The organism is Streptomyces milbemycinicus, from assembly GCF_002154605.1.
Taxonomy (GTDB): domain Bacteria; phylum Actinomycetota; class Actinomycetes; order Streptomycetales; family Streptomycetaceae; genus Streptomyces; species Streptomyces milbemycinicus.
This window is the reverse complement of sequence record NZ_MUNE01000742.1, coordinates 1-14,076: the sequence shown is the minus strand read 5'-3', so window position 1 is coordinate 14,076 and position 14,076 is coordinate 1. Positions and strand designations below refer to the sequence as shown.

Below are 14,076 nucleotides of genomic sequence, written 5' to 3'. Positions count from 1 at the left end.
CCCCGGTACCATCGGCACCGGGGTATCTGAGTGATCCCCCATCCGGACCACCCCGACAGCTGTCCAGGCGGAGGGGTGGTCCGGTGTTGCATCTGCGGTTGTTTGGCGCGGCCCGACTCCCCACCCGTCAGCCGGGTGTGATCAACACGGGGAGCCGGACCGCCGACGACAGGCACGCACAGACCCGCCGCCTTCCCTTGGCACTCCGTCAAACCAAGGGAGTCAGAGGGCGGGGGTCGCATGGTCCTTCCCTGGGACAGCAGCCCCCGCCCCGTCTTTAGGGCTACGGCCTCATCGCCTGCCGCCGCCCGACGACCACTTGTTCAGCTTGCGCAACGCCGCTTCCAGCTCTTTGCGCTTCGCGTCCGGGTCCTTCCGGTCTTGGCCGCCGCTCTGCTGTCCTCCTTGCGCGTCGGTCATCAGAACCGGCTCCAAGGGCTGTTCGGATCTTTCCGCCTTCGTGGTCCCAGACAGGCCCTCTCGTCCAAGAGCCGCGTGAGCTGAGCGTTCAGCACCGAGGCGTCATCAACGGTCAAGGCCGCAAGGTCCGTCGATTCGTAGGTGCCGTTCCGGAAGACCTGAACCGGGATCACGAACTGGTCGTCAAGCAACCGCACATCACCGGACAGCTTGAAGCTGCGCGGCACATCCACGGGCCGGTGGCCGCTCACTTGATCACCGCCATGTCATGGTGCGCGCACACCAGCAACGCGCGACGGTAACCCTGACGCCGCAGCTCTACCAGCCGTTCATGCGCCGCAACGTACGGCCGGACAGCGGCGATGTCCTCACCGTTCAACGGCGCCCGCTCGGAAACTCGTCGTACGCGAGGGAGGGGCCGCGTCGGTGTGTCCTGGCTGGGCGCTGCCCCGCTCATGTGGGGTGCGCGGTGTCGGCCCGGAGCAGGGAATAGCAGCCGAAGCAGCCATTCGAAGGTTCTGGCGATACAGTCCCGCATGTCGACCTGCTTCCTCAGGTTGGCCACGCCCCGGGGCGCAATGCCCGCGCCGCCGGGGTCCTGTGGCTGGTGAAAACCGGCTGAGTATTCATGCTGGTGACATGCGAAGCCCCCAACTTTCACACCTGAGTGAAAGCCGGGGGCGACTGCGGTGAAAGTTCTAGAGGCCCACCCAGGCGGCCAAGTGATCGAGGGTGTCCGGCGTACGCCGGGACAAGTGGATCAGGCTCCTGATGGTCTCGCGTGCGCCTGAGTGATAGCGCGTCTGCTGCGGAGCCAGTTTGCGAGCGGTGACGATGGACTTCAAGGCCGCTTCGGTGCGACCCGCTTCCATCTGGGCCCGTGCCTGATCCACGTAGAAGTGAGCGGCGCGGGATGCAGGCCAGTCCTTCGGTATCCGCACCTTCGCGGCCTGTCGCAGTGCCTCGCCGTAGTGACGCATCTCGACATGAGCGGACACCGTGTGAAGCCTTACGTTCGTGGGGCCGAAAGACAGCCAATGCACGTCCGTGGCCTCACCCACCCGTTTTGCGTAGGACTTGGCCTCTGCGAGGTGGGCTGTCACCGCGTCTGCATCCTCGGCACGGGCAGCGATCACGCTTGCCCCGAGGTGAAGTTGCCCGGCAACCGCCTGCCTCTCCCGGGTCTCAGGGGATAGCTCCAGCAGCCCATGCCCGGAAGCGACCAACCTCTGTCCGATGGTGTACTCGCCCTCCCGGAAGTAGACGAGCGCACGCATGTACTGGCGTACTGCGGACAGCAGCGGATCGGAAGCCCTGGACGCGGCCCAGTCCATACGATCCAGAGCCACCGTCGACAAGTCGTAGTAGCCCAGTTTCACGGCCAGGTCATGCGCGGTGCGGTAGGTACTCGACAGCGCGGCCCACAACACGGACGACGGGGACCGATACGCGGCTGTGGTGATCTCCGCGATCGTGTCGGGGAGATCAACAGCAGCATCGTGGAGCCTTGTAGCGCGGACCAGCTGACACAGCCCATCGGCAGCTGCGACGAGCTGCGGAGTGGGCCGAGGGGTGATCGCAGGGTCGGCCCCCAGGTCGTAGAGGTCGAGGGCTTCACGGATCGGCCGGACCAGCGCGGCCAACCGATCCTGCTGGAGCTCGGTCACGTAGGGCTGACCGGTCAGCGCCGTGACGTCGATGCTCAGAGCCTTCGCGACAGCCGCCACCAGGTCAGGGCTGGCTGGCTTGTGCCCGGACTCAACCTGGGTGAGCAGGCTGTACGAATAGGGGACCCTCTGAGCCAGCCCCCGCTGAGTCAGTCCAGCCCGCTTCCGGTGATGTGCAATCCGAGTGCCCGTGTGTTCGTCGCCGGGGAACGGCATGCATGCCTCCCTTTCGTGACTCACTCAACGGAGACGCTACCCGCCCGGCCACGGCAGGCAACGGTGAACGGCGATCTCGGCCCCGATCGAGCAGGGTTTGCGGCTGAGGGGTGCGACGCGGTGAACTGCCGCCATGACCGCGAACCGCGTCTTGTACCTGTTGGGAAGCGCCGCCCCGCCCGTGCTGAACATCGCTGGCGTCATCGAGCAAGCACAGGCCGCCGACTGGGATGTCTGCCTCGGGCTGACCCCCACCGCCGCACGCTGGCTTGGCGATGATCTACCAGTGTTGGAAGAGTTGACCGGGCACCCAGTGCGCAGCCAGTACAAGCTTCCCCGAGAGCCGGATGTCTGGCCCCCCGCAGACGTCGCCGTCGTGGCACCGGCCACCTTCAACACGATCAACCAATGGGCACTGGGGATCACCGAGAAGTTCATTGTCGGGTTCGTGGCCGAGGCCATCGGCAAGGGCATCCCCACCGTGACCATGCCGTGCGTGAACGCCGCCTATGTCCAGCACACGCAGTTCGACGCTAGCGTTGCCACGCTCCGGGCGATGGGGGTGCGCGTGCTGTACGGGGAAGGCGGATTCGTGCCCAACAAGCCGGGCCAGGGCCGACCGGAGAACTATCCGTGGCACCTGGCCCTAGAAGCCGCCGCGTCAGCCGTCAGCGGGCGCGATCCCGGTGAGGCATGAGCCGCCCTGGTCTCACTGAGCGGAGTACCTGGCTTAACGCACTGACTCCGAGCCCGCTCCGTCTGCTGCGATCAAAGAGCGAGCCCCGGGATGAAGGCGACGAGTCCAGACAGCAGACTCCCGATGCCTGCCAAGGTGACGATCGTTTTTTGGGCATCCGTGAAGAGTCCCGAGCAAAACTCTCTCATTTGACGGCGCCAGATCACCATCTTCAACTTCTGCCACCGGTGTTGGCGACGGTGGCAGCCCATCAGCAGCCCGTAGGCGTTTTCCCGGCAACCGTCATCATGGTCGCGCACAGGCGCACCACATGTGACGGGAGCCTGGAAGGCACACCACACGAGGGTGGCAAGAGACAACGCGATCACAACGGCTGGACCAGCTGCCGAATTGATCCAGGCCGCGATGAGTAGTGCGGCTGTCAGCACACCCCACCAGCGTTCGAGCCCTCCGAACCTACTGCTCTTTCTCCTCCCCATCCCCCATGCATGGGCTCAGAGGGCCGTCAGCAATCCTTGTCGTCTCGGAATGGCTGAATCGTTCGCACTTACCCAGTTATTAGCCGTCAGATGGGGCGATCCCTGTTGGGCAGGAGCCGCCCTCGGATGGGTCACTTAGCTTGACGCCCGTGCCGCCGATCCCGCAGTAGCCGGCCGGGTTCTTGTCCAAGTACTGCTGGTGGTATGCCTCGGCCGGGTAGAAGGTGCCGGCCGGGAGGATTTCGGTGGTGATGTCGCCGTAGCCGGACTTGGTGAGGACGGACTGGTAGGCGGTGCGGGAGGCCTCGGCCTCGGACTGCTGGTCGGGGGAGTGGGTGTAGATGGCCGAGCGGTACTGGGTGCCGACGTCGTTGCCCTGGCGGAAGCCCTGGGTGGGGTCGTGGGACTCCCAGAAGAGCTTCAGCAGGGCGGCGTACGAGGTGATCGAGGGGTCGTAGACGACGCGGACCGCTTCGGTGTGGGCGGTCAGGCCGCTGCAGACCTCTTCGTAGGTGGGGTTCTGGGTGTGGCCGCCCTGGTAGCCGACGAGGGTGGTCCAGACGCCGGGGGCCTGCCAGAACTTGCGCTCGGCGCCCCAGAAACAGCCGAGGCCGAAGTCGGCGACGAGCAGGCCCTCGGGGTAGGGGCCGGTCAGGGGGTTGCCGAGGACGGTGTGGCGCTCGGGGGCCGGGAAGCCGGGTTCGGCGCGGCCCTTGAGCGCTTCCTCGGCGGAGGGGAGGTGGGTCTTGTGGCGGCTGAACAGCATCGATGGCTCCTAGGCTCCACGGTCGCCGAGCGGCGGGTGCGGTGTGTGCACCTTCACTTCGAACATTCGAACTTTCGCACTTCGTACAGGTCTCGTGGCTTACAACCAGGTGGGGCCGTGGGCCATTCCACGCCCCCCTCAGCGCGGCAGCGTCGCCGGTGTGCCGCCCCGGCCTTCCCAGCCCGCCACCGCCAGTGCCCGGTAGACGGTGTACTCCGCCGCCGGGTCCGTGCCGTACGACCACGGGATCGCGCCCACGTGCCCGTCCACGTGGCGGAGCTGTTCCATCGCCTCCGCGTAGCGCTCGGCGCGCACCAGGAACCAGACCAGCAGGTGGCGGACGTGGGGCTGGACCGGGTGGTCGGCCGGGGCCTCGCGGACCGCGAAGAGGGCGCCTTCGATGGCGCGGGTGACGACCGCGCTCTGGTACAGGGTGCGCACCAGGTTGGCCTCGGGGAGGTGCTCGAAGACCGCGAAGAGGGGGAGGGCGGGCAGAAGGCTCTTGGCCGGGGCGGAGCCGGCGGCGGCGTGGCTGAAGGCGTCGGCGAGGTCCTGCGAGCCGTGCCACTTCTCGCACCAGTAGTGGAGCGCGGCGAGGTGGGCGCCCATGTGGTGCGGGGCGCGCTCGGTGACCTTGGACCAGAGCTCTTCGAAGTCGGCCTGCCGGTATGCGAGGCCGCGGGCGATGCCGAGCTCGGTGATGTACGGCACCGGGTCGCCCGGCGCCAGCCGCGCCGCCTCGGCGCAGACCGTACGGGCCTCCTCCAGGATCATCCGGAAGTCGTCGGACGACGGGTCGCGCAGCGCCCGGCGGACCAGGAACTCCGCGTGCACGGCGGCCGCGCCCGGGTCCTCGGGCGCCGCGACCCGCCAGGTGCGCAGCCACATGCCGCCCTGGCCCGGCGCCTGGGCCAGTTCGAAGGCCGCAGCGCCCGCCAGGGTCTGCACCCGCTGCCAGCGCAGTTCGGAGCTTGCGTCGGTGAGGGCCAGCAGGCGGGCGGCGGGCTGCCAGTCCTGGGTGCGCTGGACCTCCTCCAGGGCCTCGATCAGCTCGCGGTCCGGGCCGGGCAGCCGTACGTCCAGCTGGTCGCGCGGTACGAAGCCGTACGCCCCCGGGTCCGTGGCGAGCACCGCGCCGCGGGTGGCCTCGCTGCCGCCGCGCATCCGGCGCACGGCGGGCACGATGAGGACACCGCCGATCATGACGATGGCGATGAGGAAGATCAGATACTCCATGTGTGTCCCCTGCTGCCCCTGCTGTGCCCGGTACCCCTGGTCGGAACGTCTGAGCTCCAGCCTATGTGCCCGCCCGGTCGTTGAACCCGCTAGTACCGCGGTGGGCATTACCCTCGGCCCCATGACCGAGCAGCACACCCAGCAGCCCGCCCCGCACGACGACGGTGCGGGGCACAGCGCGCAGAGCTTCGAAACCCTCGCCATCCACGCGGGGCAGGAGGCGGACCCGCTCACGGGCGCCGTCGTCCCTCCGATCTACCAGGTCTCGACCTACAAGCAGGACGGGGTGGGCGGGCTCCGCGGCGGATACGAGTACAGCCGCTCCGCCAACCCCACCCGCACCGCTCTCGAGGAGAACCTGGCGGCGCTGGAGGGCGGGCGCCGCGGCCTCGCCTTCGCGTCCGGGCTCGCCGCCGAGGACTGCCTGCTGCGCACGCTGCTGGTGCCCGGTGACCACGTCGTCATCCCGAACGACGCGTACGGCGGTACGTTCCGCCTCTTCGCCAAGGTCGCCGAGCGGTGGGGGGTGGAGTGGTCGGTCGCCGACACCTCCGACCCGGCCGCGGTGCGGGCCGAGCTGCGGCCCCGTACGAAGGTGATCTGGGTCGAGACGCCGAGCAATCCGCTGCTCGGCATCACCGACATCGCCGCCGTCGCCGACATCGCCCGTACCGCCGGGGCCCGCCTCGTCGTCGACAACACCTTCGCCAGCCCCTATCTGCAGCAGCCGCTCGCGCTCGGCGCGGATGTCGTCGTGCACTCGACGACCAAGTACATGGGCGGCCACTCGGACGTCGTCGGCGGCGCGCTCGTGGTCTCCGACCCCGCCCTCGGCGACGAACTGGCCTTCCACCAGAACGCGATGGGCGCCGTCGCCGGACCGTTCGACTCCTGGCTGGTGCTGCGCGGCGTCAAGACCCTCGCCGTACGGATGGACCGGCACAGCGCGAACGCCACGCGCGTCGCGGAGCTGCTGGTCGCGCACCCCAAGGTGACCGAGGTCTTCTACCCGGGGCTGCCCGGGCACGCGGGCCACGAGGTCGCGGCCAAGCAGATGCGGGCCTTCGGCGGCATGGTCTCCTTCCGTGTCGCGGGCGGCGAGCAGGCGGCGGTCGACGTCTGCGACCGGGCGCGGCTGTTCACGCTCGGCGAGTCGCTGGGCGGCGTCGAGTCGCTGATCGAGCACCCGGGCCGGATGACGCACGCCTCGGTGGCGGGGTCGGCCCTGGAGGTGCCCGCCGATCTGGTCCGGCTCTCGGTGGGTATCGAGGCGGTCGACGATCTGCTCGCGGATCTCAGCCAGGCTCTCGCGTAATCCGGTTCGGCTACCGCCGTCACCACCCCTCCAGAGGAGGCGTGGTGTCGGTCGGCGGCGTCGTCCACGGCTGGACGATCACCGCCCATACGGTGAAGGCGATGATCGCGGCGATCAGCAGGACCCAGCCGACGGCCCGTACGGCGCGGTGGCGGCGCAGCATCCGCCGCCCCCGCCCGGCCGCCCGGTCGGCCAGGTCCGGGGGCACGGCCGGGTGCGGGCCGTTCAGCATGCGGCGGACCACGTCCTCCTTGCGGTCGTGGGAGCTCATGAGGCCGCCGTGTGCTCAGGGGAGCTCATGAGGCCGCCTGGTGGTCGGGGGAGTTCATGAGGCCGACTTGTGCCCGGGGGCAGCTCATGACGCTGCTCCCGCCGCCCGGCGGGGCTCCGGGCGTGCGCGTCGCGTTTCCGGCGCGCGGCTGCGCATCAGCGCCACCGAGCGCGTACAGATGGCGCGCACCCGCTCGACCGGCAGTCCGAGGGCCGCTGCGGCCTGCTCCTCCGCCACGCCCTCATGCAGCCGTAACACCAGCACCAGGCGTTCCTGCGGGGTGAGCTGCCCCAGGAGGCCGCCGCGCGGCCGGCGGTAGCGCCAGGCGCGGTGGGCGAAGAGGGTGGCCAGTTCCCGGCGGGTGTGGTCGTACGGATCTTCTCCGCGCAGCCGGTCCCAGCGGGCGTAGGTGCGGGCGAGCGCGGCGGTCAGCAGGCGCTCGGCGGCGCTGTTTTCCCCCAGTGGTCCCCCTGGTATGTCCCCCGGTGATTCCCCCGTGAGCAGTGTGGCCGCATGCAGCAGCCGACCGCCCGCCCCCGCGGCGAACGCCGCGAACTCCCGGGCGCGGCCGCTCTCCCGTGCTGCCCGCCTCTCGCGCACCCGTCCTCCGCCTCCCGTCCTTTTCAGGACACGGGTCCCCCTTCAGGACACGGCAGCCACGGCCACCTGGTCAAGAGGCGTGCCCCCGGAGGTGCTGCGGGGTGGCTCAGGATGCGGACGCCGCCTGGGGCACGGTGGCGTGCGCGGCGGCCAGCGCGACGTTGAAACGGGTGAGCAGATCGCAGAAGATGTCCTGCTCCTCCGAGGTCCAGCCGTCGGTCACCTGCGCCATCAGCGCGCGCCGGGAGCACCGCACCTCCTCCAGGCGGGCCTTGCCGCGCGGGGAGAGCTGGAGGACGACCGCGCGGCCGTCCTCGGGGTGGGAGGTGCGCTTGACCATGCCGGAGTCGACGAGCGGGGCGACCTGGCGGGTGACGGTGGACGAGTCGATGCCCATGCCCGCGGCGAGTGCCTTGACTCCCATCGGTCCTTCCTTGTCGAGCCGGTTGAGCAGCAGATACGCGGCGCGGTCCATGGAGTTGCGGGCCTGGCCGACGCCGCCGAGGCGGGTCTGTTCGGCACGCCGGGCGAAGACCGCGACCTGGTGCTGCAGGAGGTCGAGTACGCCGGTGTCGAGGTGGGTCGTCATGTCCGATTGGGTGGGCATGGACTAAGGCTCACTTCATGCGGTGGTCTGTGGGATGGGGCACAGAGTACGCGGCTGGGGGCCCGCCCGTACGGGGGCTGCAGAAACCTGCCGCCCGGATCCGGCCGTCGCTGGTGCGCGTGGGGCGAGCTGCGAGACTTGGGACCATGGCCCCACGCACTACCCGCACTTCCGGTACCTCGTCTTCCGGTGTTCCGACGTCCGTGATCACGCTCGACGAGGTGCGTGCGGCGCAGAAAATGCTCTCGGGGGTCTCCCGGGTCACCGCGCTCGAAGGCAGCCGCTATCTGTCCGGCCTGGTGGGTTCGCCGGTGCATCTGAAGTGCGAGAACCTGCAGCGTACGGGCTCTTTCAAGCTGCGCGGGGCGTATGTGCGGATCGCCGGGCTCAGCCCCGAGGAGCGGGCCGCGGGCGTGGTGGCGGCCAGCGCCGGGAACCATGCGCAGGGCGTCGCGCTGGCCGCTTCGCTGCTGGGTGTGCGCTCGACCGTCTTCATGCCGCAGGGCGCGCCGCTGCCGAAGATCGCGGCCACCCGGGACTATGGCGCCGACGTGCGGCTGCATGGCCAGATCGTGGACGAGACGATGCGCGCCGCGCAGGAGTACGCCCGGCGCACGGGCGCGGTCTTCATCCACCCCTTCGACCACCCGGACATCATCGCGGGGCAGGGCACGCTGGGCCTGGAGGTCCTGGAACAGTGCCCGGAAGTACGCACGGTCGTGGTCGGCGTCGGCGGCGGCGGGCTCGCGGCCGGGGTGGCGGTGGCGGTGAAGGCGCTGCGGCCGGACGTACGGGTGGTGGGGGTGCAGGCGGCGGGCGCCGCGGCGTATCCGCCCTCGCTGGCCGCCGGGCATCCGGTGTCGATCGAGGCGCCCACGACGATGGCCGACGGGATCAAGGTGGGGCGCCCCGGCGAGGTGCCGTTCCGGATCATCGACGAGCTCGTGGACGAGGTCCGTACGGTGTCCGAGGACTCCCTGGCCGCCGCGCTGCTGCTGTGTCTGGAGCGGGCGAAGCTGGTGGTCGAGCCGGCCGGGGCCTGCTCGGTGGCCGCGCTGCTCGCGGAGCCGAAGTCCTTCGAGGGACCGGTGGTGGCGGTGCTCTCGGGCGGGAATGTGGATCCGCTGCTGATGCAGCGCATCCTGCGGCACGGCATGGCCGCGGCGGGGCGCTATCTCTCGCTGCGGCTGCGGCTCACGGACCGGCCGGGGGCGCTCGCCACCCTGTTGGCGGCACTGACGACGGTCGATGCGAATGTGCTGGACGTGGGCCACGTACGGACCGATCCGCGGCTCGGGCTCACCGAGGCCGAGGTGGAGCTGCACCTGGAGACGAAGGGGCCCGAGCACTGCGAAGAGGTGCGGGAGGCACTGCGCGAGGCGGGTTACAGGGTGTTGCCGTAGGGCTCCCTTCCCCTGTGTCCCTTGCCCCCGTGGTTTTCCACAGGCGGTTTTCCACAGGCATGGACAGGCGGGGTAATTCGGGCGAAAGTTAAATCCTTCTATGAGCACGCCCGATGGGGGACGCATATGCCAGGTGCCATCTATGCCGAAGGTCTGGTGAAGACCTTCGGCGACGTCAGAGCCTTGGACGGGGTCGATCTCGACGTACCGGAAGGGACCGTGCTCGGGTTGCTCGGGCCCAACGGGGCCGGGAAGACCACCGCGGTGCGGGTGCTGACCACGCTGCTGGAGCCGGACAGCGGTAAGGCGCGCGTCGCGGGCGTGGACGTGCTGCGCCACCCCGATCAGGTGCGCCGTTCGATCGGGCTGTCCGGGCAGTTCGCCGCCGTGGACGAGTATCTGACCGGCCGTGAGAACCTGCGCATGGTGGGCCAGCTGTACCAGATGGGCGCGCGGGAGGCGAAGGCGCGCGCGAGTGAGCTGCTGGAGCGGTTCCATCTGGCGGACGCGGCCGACCGCGTCGCCAAGACGTACTCCGGCGGGATGCGCCGCCGGCTGGACCTGGCGGCCGCCCTGGTCGTCAGCCCGCCGGTGATGTTCATGGACGAGCCGACCACCGGACTCGACCCGCGCAACCGGCAGGCGCTGTGGGAGGTCATCCAGGAGCTGGTGGCGGGCGGCACGACGCTGCTGCTGACGACCCAGTATCTGGAAGAGGCCGATCATCTGGCGCATGACATCTGTGTGATCGACCGCGGCCGGGTCATCGCGCGCGGCACCTCCGACCAGCTCAAGGCCCGTACGGGCGGGGAGCGGGTGGAGGTGGTGGTCCATGAGCCCGGCCATATCGAGGTCGCGGAGGAGGTGCTGCGGGGCTTCGGTAAGGGCGAGATCGCCGTGCAGCGGCACACCCGTAAGGTCACCGTCCCGGTCGTCGGCGGGGCCAAGCTGCTCGCCGAGGTGATCCGGGAGCTGGATGCGCGTGGGGTGGAGATCGACGACATCGGGCTGCGCCGCCCGACCCTCGACGATGTGTTCATCTCGCTCACCGGCCACGGTGCCGAGGGCGGCGACGGCGCCGAGGAGGAGGTCAAGTGATGGCCAGAGTGGAGGAAACCACGCCCGAGTCCACTCCCGGGGCGACCGACACGGCCTCCGGGACGGCTCCCGACACGGCCCCCGACACGGCCCTCGGAACGGTTTCCGGGACGGCTGCGGCGGGTGGGGGCCGCGTCGCCGTGGCCCCAAAGGGGGTGTGGAGCGGGCCCGTCCAGTCGGTCCGCGACTCGCTCGTCGTGGCCCGTCGGAATCTGATCCGCATGATGCGGATTCCCGAGGTGGTGGTGTTCGGCCTGGTCCAGCCCATCATGTTCGTGGTGCTGTTCAGCTATGTCTTCGGTGGCGCGATCATGGTCCCGGGGCAGAGCAGCGCCGACGCGAATGTGTACCGGGAGTTCCTGATGGCGGGGATCTTCGCGCAGACCGTGACCTTCGCGACGGCGGGCGCGGGCGCCGGGATCGCCGACGATATGCACAAGGGCCTGATCGACCGCTTCCGCTCGCTGCCGATGGCGCGCGGCGCGGTGCTCACCGGTCGTACGCTGGCGGATCTGGTGCAGACGGCGCTGACGCTGGTGGTGCTGGCGATCGTCGCGGTCATCGTGGGATGGCGGATCCACGACGGGGTGCTGAAGGCGCTCGCGGCCTTCGGGCTGCTGCTTCTGCTGGGGTATGCCTTCTCATGGATCGGCGCGCTGATCGGGCTGTCGGTGCGGACCCCGGAGGCGGCCACCTCCGGCGGGCTGATCTGGCTGTTCCCGCTGACGTTCATCTCGAACGCCTTTGTGCCCTCCAGCAAGATGCCCGCCTTCTTGGGGCATATCGCCGACTGGAATCCGTTCAGCGCCACGGTGCAGGCGAGCCGCGAGCTGTTCGGCAACCCCGAAGGGCTGGTCTCCGACGCCTGGCCGATGCAGCACCCAGTGCTCGCCTCGGTCCTCTGGTCAGCCCTGATCATCCTGGCCTTCCGGACGCTGGCGGTCCGTAAGTACCGCTCGGCGACCGCCTGAGCGAGGCGGTCGCCGAGATCGGGGCGAGATCGGGGCGATCATCAGCCCTGTCGGGGCGCGGCGTCAGCTCTGGTAGGGCTTGGCCTCGAGGATCTTCACCGACGCGGTGCGGCCGTTCGGCAGCTCGTACGACGCGTCCTCGCCGACCTTCTTGCCGTTCACACCCGAGCCCAGCGGGGACTGCGGCGAGTAGGTCTCGATGTCCGAGCTCGCGTACTCGCGGGAGGCCAGCAGGAACGTCAGGCTGTCGTCCGGGTCGCCGTCGAAGGCGATGGTGACGACCATGCCAGGAGCGACCACGCCGGTGTCCGCGGGGGCCTCGCCGACCTTCGCGTGCTGCAGCAGCTGCGTCAGCTGGCGCACGCGGAGCTCTTGCTTGCCCTGCTCCTCCTTGGCGGCGTGGTACCCGCCGTTCTCCCGCAGGTCACCTTCCTCGCGGGCAGCCTCGATCTTCTTCGCGATCTCGACACGTGCGGGACCCGACAGGTACTCCAGCTCGGCCTTGAGCTGGTCGTACGCCTCCTGGGTCAGCCAGGTGACGTTCTCGCTGGTCTGGGTCACAGGTGCTCCTCGTCGGTGCTGGGAATACAAATGAACGCCCTACTCAGAAGGGTGCGCCTTCAAAGCCGGGCGAAACCACGAGCCTAACAATTCCGGCTCGAAACGGGGAGGAGGAATGTGGGCGCAATGTGTATGAAACGCGTCAGTGCAGGTCAGACAGGGCTCAGTGCCCCGACACCGGGTCGCAGCCGACCAGCTCGGCGCTGGTCGCCCGACCGGTGGTGCGCACCGTCACGACCTTGACCGCATCGCCCTGGCCCTTGCCGAAGGTGAAGTCCTTGCGACCCACCTCGCCGTGCTGCTCATCCAGGGTACGCACGGTGCACGCCCCGGTGGTGCCGGTGTCCTTGGTGATCTCCAGACGCACCTCGACGGCGCTGTCGGAGACCACCTTGAAACCGGTCACCTGGCCGCTCATGTCCTGCTGGCCGGTGATGTACGAATAACCAAACCAGACGATCATGGCAAGGAACCCGGCGCCGAGCACGGCACCCAGGATCTTCAGCTTGCGGTCGGCACGCTGATCCGCCGACCGGCCGTAACGCCCGTCAGGCAGCCCCTCGCGGACCGTAGCCATGATCGTTCCTCCTGGTTGGCGGCCCCGGAATTATTCGCCCCCGGTTTGGGTCACTATAGAAGCCGTCTTCCACGACGAATCACCGAGGATCGAGACTTGACTGATCAGCTGCGTTTGATGGCCGTCCATGCCCACCCCGACGACGAGTCGAGCAAGGGCGCGGCCACCATGGCCAAGTACGTGTCCGAGGGGGTGGACGTGCTGGTCGCGACCTGCACAGGCGGTGAGCGCGGGTCCATCCTCAACCCCAAGCTCCAGGGGGACCCCTATATCGAGGAGCACATCCACGAGGTACGCGCCAAGGAGATGGACGAGGCGCGCGAGATCCTCGGGGTCAAGCAGGAGTGGCTGGGCTATGTGGACTCCGGGCTGCCCGAGGGCGACCCGCTGCCGCCGCTGCCCGAGGGCTGCTTCGCGCTGCAGGACGTGGACGAGGCGGCCGGGACGCTGGTCAAGCTGATCCGCGAGTTCAAGCCGCATGTCATCACCACGTATGACGAGAACGGCGGTTATCCGCACCCCGACCACATCATGACCCACAAGATCTCGATGGTGGCCTTCGACGCCGCGGGTGATCCGGAGAAGTACCCCGAGGCGGGCGAGGCGTGGCAGCCGCTCAAGCTCTACTACAACCAGGGCTTCAACCGGCCGCGCACCGTCGCGCTGCATGAAGGGCTGCTCGCGCGCGGCCTGGAGTCGCCGTACGGGGAGTGGCTGGAGCGCTGGAAGCAGTTCGAGCGGGCCGAGCGCACCCTGACCACCTTTGTGCCCTGCGCGGACTTCTTCGAGATCCGCGACAAGGCGCTGATCGCGCACCGCACCCAGATCGACCCCGACGGCGGCTGGTTCCGGGTGCCGATGGACATCCAGAAGGAGATCTGGCCGACCGAGGAATACGAGCTCGCGAAGTCGCTCGTGGACACTTCCCTCCCCGAGGACGACCTCTTCGCAGGCATCCGCAACAATTGAGCTCATGATGAGCGCGACCAGCACCCTCGCCATGACGCATCTCGTGCCGCTCGCCAAGGAGCTCGACGAGAACAAGGTGACGCCGGGTGTCCTCGGCTTCATCGTCTTCGCGTTGATCGGCGGGGCGGTCTGCCCGGCCTCCGGCTCCTCCTCGAAGTCCACCTTCTTCATGTGCTTGTTCATGGACTTCATCAGCAGCCACACCGCCCCGCCGATCAACGCG

General features: G+C 69.0%; 17 protein-coding genes and 1 pseudogene. 7 read left to right on the top strand and 11 right to left on the bottom strand.

Annotated features, from left to right (window positions below):
• Positions 1 to 291: 291 nt before the first annotated feature.
• The 3 genes from CCN51_RS59460 to CCN51_RS44775 form a co-directional block, all read right to left on the bottom strand.
• Positions 292 to 420 (bottom strand): hypothetical protein, encoded by a 129-nt coding sequence (locus CCN51_RS59460; RefSeq protein ID WP_014176877.1) that lies wholly within the window; start codon positions 418 to 420, stop codon positions 292 to 294.
• Complete coding sequence (locus tag CCN51_RS44780) at positions 420 to 653, bottom strand: hypothetical protein (RefSeq protein ID WP_043486932.1); 234 nt, start codon at positions 651 to 653, stop codon at positions 420 to 422. The genes CCN51_RS59460 and CCN51_RS44780 overlap by 1 nt, the downstream gene beginning before the upstream one ends.
• Positions 654 to 1,118: 465 nt before the next feature.
• A complete protein-coding gene (locus CCN51_RS44775; RefSeq protein ID WP_014176874.1) occupies positions 1,119 to 2,303 on the bottom strand; it encodes a helix-turn-helix domain-containing protein in 1,185 nt (394 codons plus the stop codon).
• A gap of 133 nt (positions 2,304 to 2,436) precedes the next feature.
• On the opposite strand from CCN51_RS44775, the gene CCN51_RS44770 reads away from it, so the two are divergent.
• Positions 2,437 to 3,000 carry a flavoprotein gene (locus CCN51_RS44770; protein WP_014176873.1) on the top strand — a complete coding sequence of 188 codons (564 nt, stop codon included), beginning with the start codon at positions 2,437 to 2,439 and terminating at the stop codon, positions 2,998 to 3,000.
• Between the two features lie 71 nt (positions 3,001 to 3,071).
• Here the strand turns inward: CCN51_RS44770 and CCN51_RS44765 are convergent, their stop codons facing one another.
• The 3 genes from CCN51_RS44765 to CCN51_RS44755 form a co-directional block, all read right to left on the bottom strand.
• On the bottom strand, positions 3,072 to 3,428 hold the full coding sequence (locus CCN51_RS44765) for a hypothetical protein (protein ID WP_043486930.1): 357 nt from the start codon (positions 3,426 to 3,428) through the stop codon (positions 3,072 to 3,074).
• 130 nt (positions 3,429 to 3,558) lie between these two features.
• On the bottom strand, positions 3,559 to 4,245 hold the full coding sequence (msrA, locus tag CCN51_RS44760; protein WP_014176871.1) for a peptide-methionine (S)-S-oxide reductase MsrA: 687 nt from the start codon (positions 4,243 to 4,245) through the stop codon (positions 3,559 to 3,561).
• Between the two features lie 138 nt (positions 4,246 to 4,383).
• Positions 4,384 to 5,481: a hypothetical protein gene (locus CCN51_RS44755; protein ID WP_014176870.1), complete on the bottom strand. Its 1,098-nt coding sequence runs from the start codon at positions 5,479 to 5,481 to the stop codon at positions 4,384 to 4,386.
• A gap of 121 nt (positions 5,482 to 5,602) precedes the next feature.
• On the opposite strand from CCN51_RS44755, the gene CCN51_RS44750 reads away from it, so the two are divergent.
• Entirely contained in the window at positions 5,603 to 6,796 is a 1,194-nt protein-coding gene (locus CCN51_RS44750) for a cystathionine gamma-synthase (RefSeq protein WP_014176869.1), read from the top strand.
• A gap of 19 nt (positions 6,797 to 6,815) precedes the next feature.
• Here the strand turns inward: CCN51_RS44750 and CCN51_RS44745 are convergent, their stop codons facing one another.
• From CCN51_RS44745 to CCN51_RS44735, 3 genes are all read right to left on the bottom strand, one after another.
• On the bottom strand, positions 6,816 to 7,067 hold the full coding sequence (locus tag CCN51_RS44745; RefSeq protein ID WP_086860876.1) for a hypothetical protein: 252 nt from the start codon (positions 7,065 to 7,067) through the stop codon (positions 6,816 to 6,818).
• A gap of 84 nt (positions 7,068 to 7,151) precedes the next feature.
• On the bottom strand, positions 7,152 to 7,667 hold the full coding sequence (locus CCN51_RS44740) for a sigma factor-like helix-turn-helix DNA-binding protein (RefSeq protein WP_014176867.1): 516 nt from the start codon (positions 7,665 to 7,667) through the stop codon (positions 7,152 to 7,154).
• A 106-nt stretch (positions 7,668 to 7,773) separates the two neighbouring features.
• Positions 7,774 to 8,274, bottom strand: a complete 501-nt coding sequence (locus CCN51_RS44735) for a MarR family winged helix-turn-helix transcriptional regulator (protein ID WP_014176866.1) — start codon at positions 8,272 to 8,274, stop codon at positions 7,774 to 7,776.
• Positions 8,275 to 8,420: 146 nt separating this feature from the next.
• Between CCN51_RS44735 and ilvA the strand changes: the two genes are divergently transcribed.
• The 3 genes from ilvA to CCN51_RS44720 all read left to right on the top strand — a co-directional run bounded on the left by ilvA (position 8,421) and on the right by CCN51_RS44720 (position 11,746).
• The gene (gene ilvA / locus CCN51_RS44730; RefSeq protein WP_043486927.1) at positions 8,421 to 9,677 is read left to right on the top strand and encodes a threonine ammonia-lyase; all 1,257 of its coding nucleotides are present in this window, start codon (positions 8,421 to 8,423) and stop codon (positions 9,675 to 9,677) included.
• Positions 9,678 to 9,803: 126 nt separating this feature from the next.
• Complete coding sequence (locus CCN51_RS44725; RefSeq protein ID WP_014176864.1) at positions 9,804 to 10,775, top strand: daunorubicin resistance protein DrrA family ABC transporter ATP-binding protein; 972 nt, start codon at positions 9,804 to 9,806, stop codon at positions 10,773 to 10,775.
• Positions 10,775 to 11,746 (top strand): ABC transporter permease, encoded by a 972-nt coding sequence (locus tag CCN51_RS44720; protein WP_014176863.1) that lies wholly within the window; start codon positions 10,775 to 10,777, stop codon positions 11,744 to 11,746. Before CCN51_RS44725 ends, CCN51_RS44720 begins: the two co-directional genes overlap by 1 nt.
• 63 nt (positions 11,747 to 11,809) lie before the next feature.
• Here the strand turns inward: CCN51_RS44720 and greA are convergent, their stop codons facing one another.
• Together greA and CCN51_RS44710 are read right to left on the bottom strand one after the other, a co-directional pair.
• On the bottom strand, positions 11,810 to 12,307 hold the full coding sequence (gene greA, locus CCN51_RS44715; protein ID WP_014176862.1) for a transcription elongation factor GreA: 498 nt from the start codon (positions 12,305 to 12,307) through the stop codon (positions 11,810 to 11,812).
• A 163-nt stretch (positions 12,308 to 12,470) separates the two neighbouring features.
• Positions 12,471 to 12,884 carry a DUF4307 domain-containing protein gene (locus tag CCN51_RS44710; RefSeq protein WP_014176861.1) on the bottom strand — a complete coding sequence of 138 codons (414 nt, stop codon included), beginning with the start codon at positions 12,882 to 12,884 and terminating at the stop codon, positions 12,471 to 12,473.
• 96 nt (positions 12,885 to 12,980) lie between these two features.
• On the opposite strand from CCN51_RS44710, the gene mca reads away from it, so the two are divergent.
• Together mca and CCN51_RS44700 are read left to right on the top strand one after the other, a co-directional pair.
• Positions 12,981 to 13,853, top strand: a complete 873-nt coding sequence (mca, locus tag CCN51_RS44705; protein ID WP_014176860.1) for a mycothiol conjugate amidase Mca — start codon at positions 12,981 to 12,983, stop codon at positions 13,851 to 13,853.
• A gap of 7 nt (positions 13,854 to 13,860) precedes the next feature.
• A pseudogene (locus tag CCN51_RS44700) lies at positions 13,861 to 14,076 on the top strand (hypothetical protein); the annotation flags it as partial.

Bases quoted from the DNA above. Each gene is read 5' to 3' on its own strand.
- CCN51_RS59460 (WP_014176877.1), bottom strand. From the start codon at position 420: ATGACCGACGCGCAAGGAGGACAGCAGAGCGGCGGCCAAGACCGGAAG.
- CCN51_RS44775 (WP_014176874.1), bottom strand. From the start codon at position 2,303: ATGCCGTTCCCCGGCGACGAACACACGGGCACTCGGATTGCACATCAC.
- CCN51_RS44770 (WP_014176873.1), top strand. From the start codon at position 2,437: ATGACCGCGAACCGCGTCTTGTACCTGTTGGGAAGCGCCGCCCCGCCC.
- msrA (WP_014176871.1), bottom strand. From the start codon at position 4,245: ATGCTGTTCAGCCGCCACAAGACCCACCTCCCCTCCGCCGAGGAAGCG.
- CCN51_RS44755 (WP_014176870.1), bottom strand. From the start codon at position 5,481: ATGGAGTATCTGATCTTCCTCATCGCCATCGTCATGATCGGCGGTGTC.
- CCN51_RS44750 (WP_014176869.1), top strand. From the start codon at position 5,603: ATGACCGAGCAGCACACCCAGCAGCCCGCCCCGCACGACGACGGTGCG.
- CCN51_RS44745 (WP_086860876.1), bottom strand. From the start codon at position 7,067: ATGAGCTCCCACGACCGCAAGGAGGACGTGGTCCGCCGCATGCTGAAC.
- CCN51_RS44735 (WP_014176866.1), bottom strand. From the start codon at position 8,274: ATGCCCACCCAATCGGACATGACGACCCACCTCGACACCGGCGTACTC.
- ilvA (WP_043486927.1), top strand. From the start codon at position 8,421: ATGGCCCCACGCACTACCCGCACTTCCGGTACCTCGTCTTCCGGTGTT.
- CCN51_RS44725 (WP_014176864.1), top strand. From the start codon at position 9,804: ATGCCAGGTGCCATCTATGCCGAAGGTCTGGTGAAGACCTTCGGCGAC.
- CCN51_RS44720 (WP_014176863.1), top strand. From the start codon at position 10,775: ATGGCCAGAGTGGAGGAAACCACGCCCGAGTCCACTCCCGGGGCGACC.
- CCN51_RS44710 (WP_014176861.1), bottom strand. From the start codon at position 12,884: ATGGCTACGGTCCGCGAGGGGCTGCCTGACGGGCGTTACGGCCGGTCG.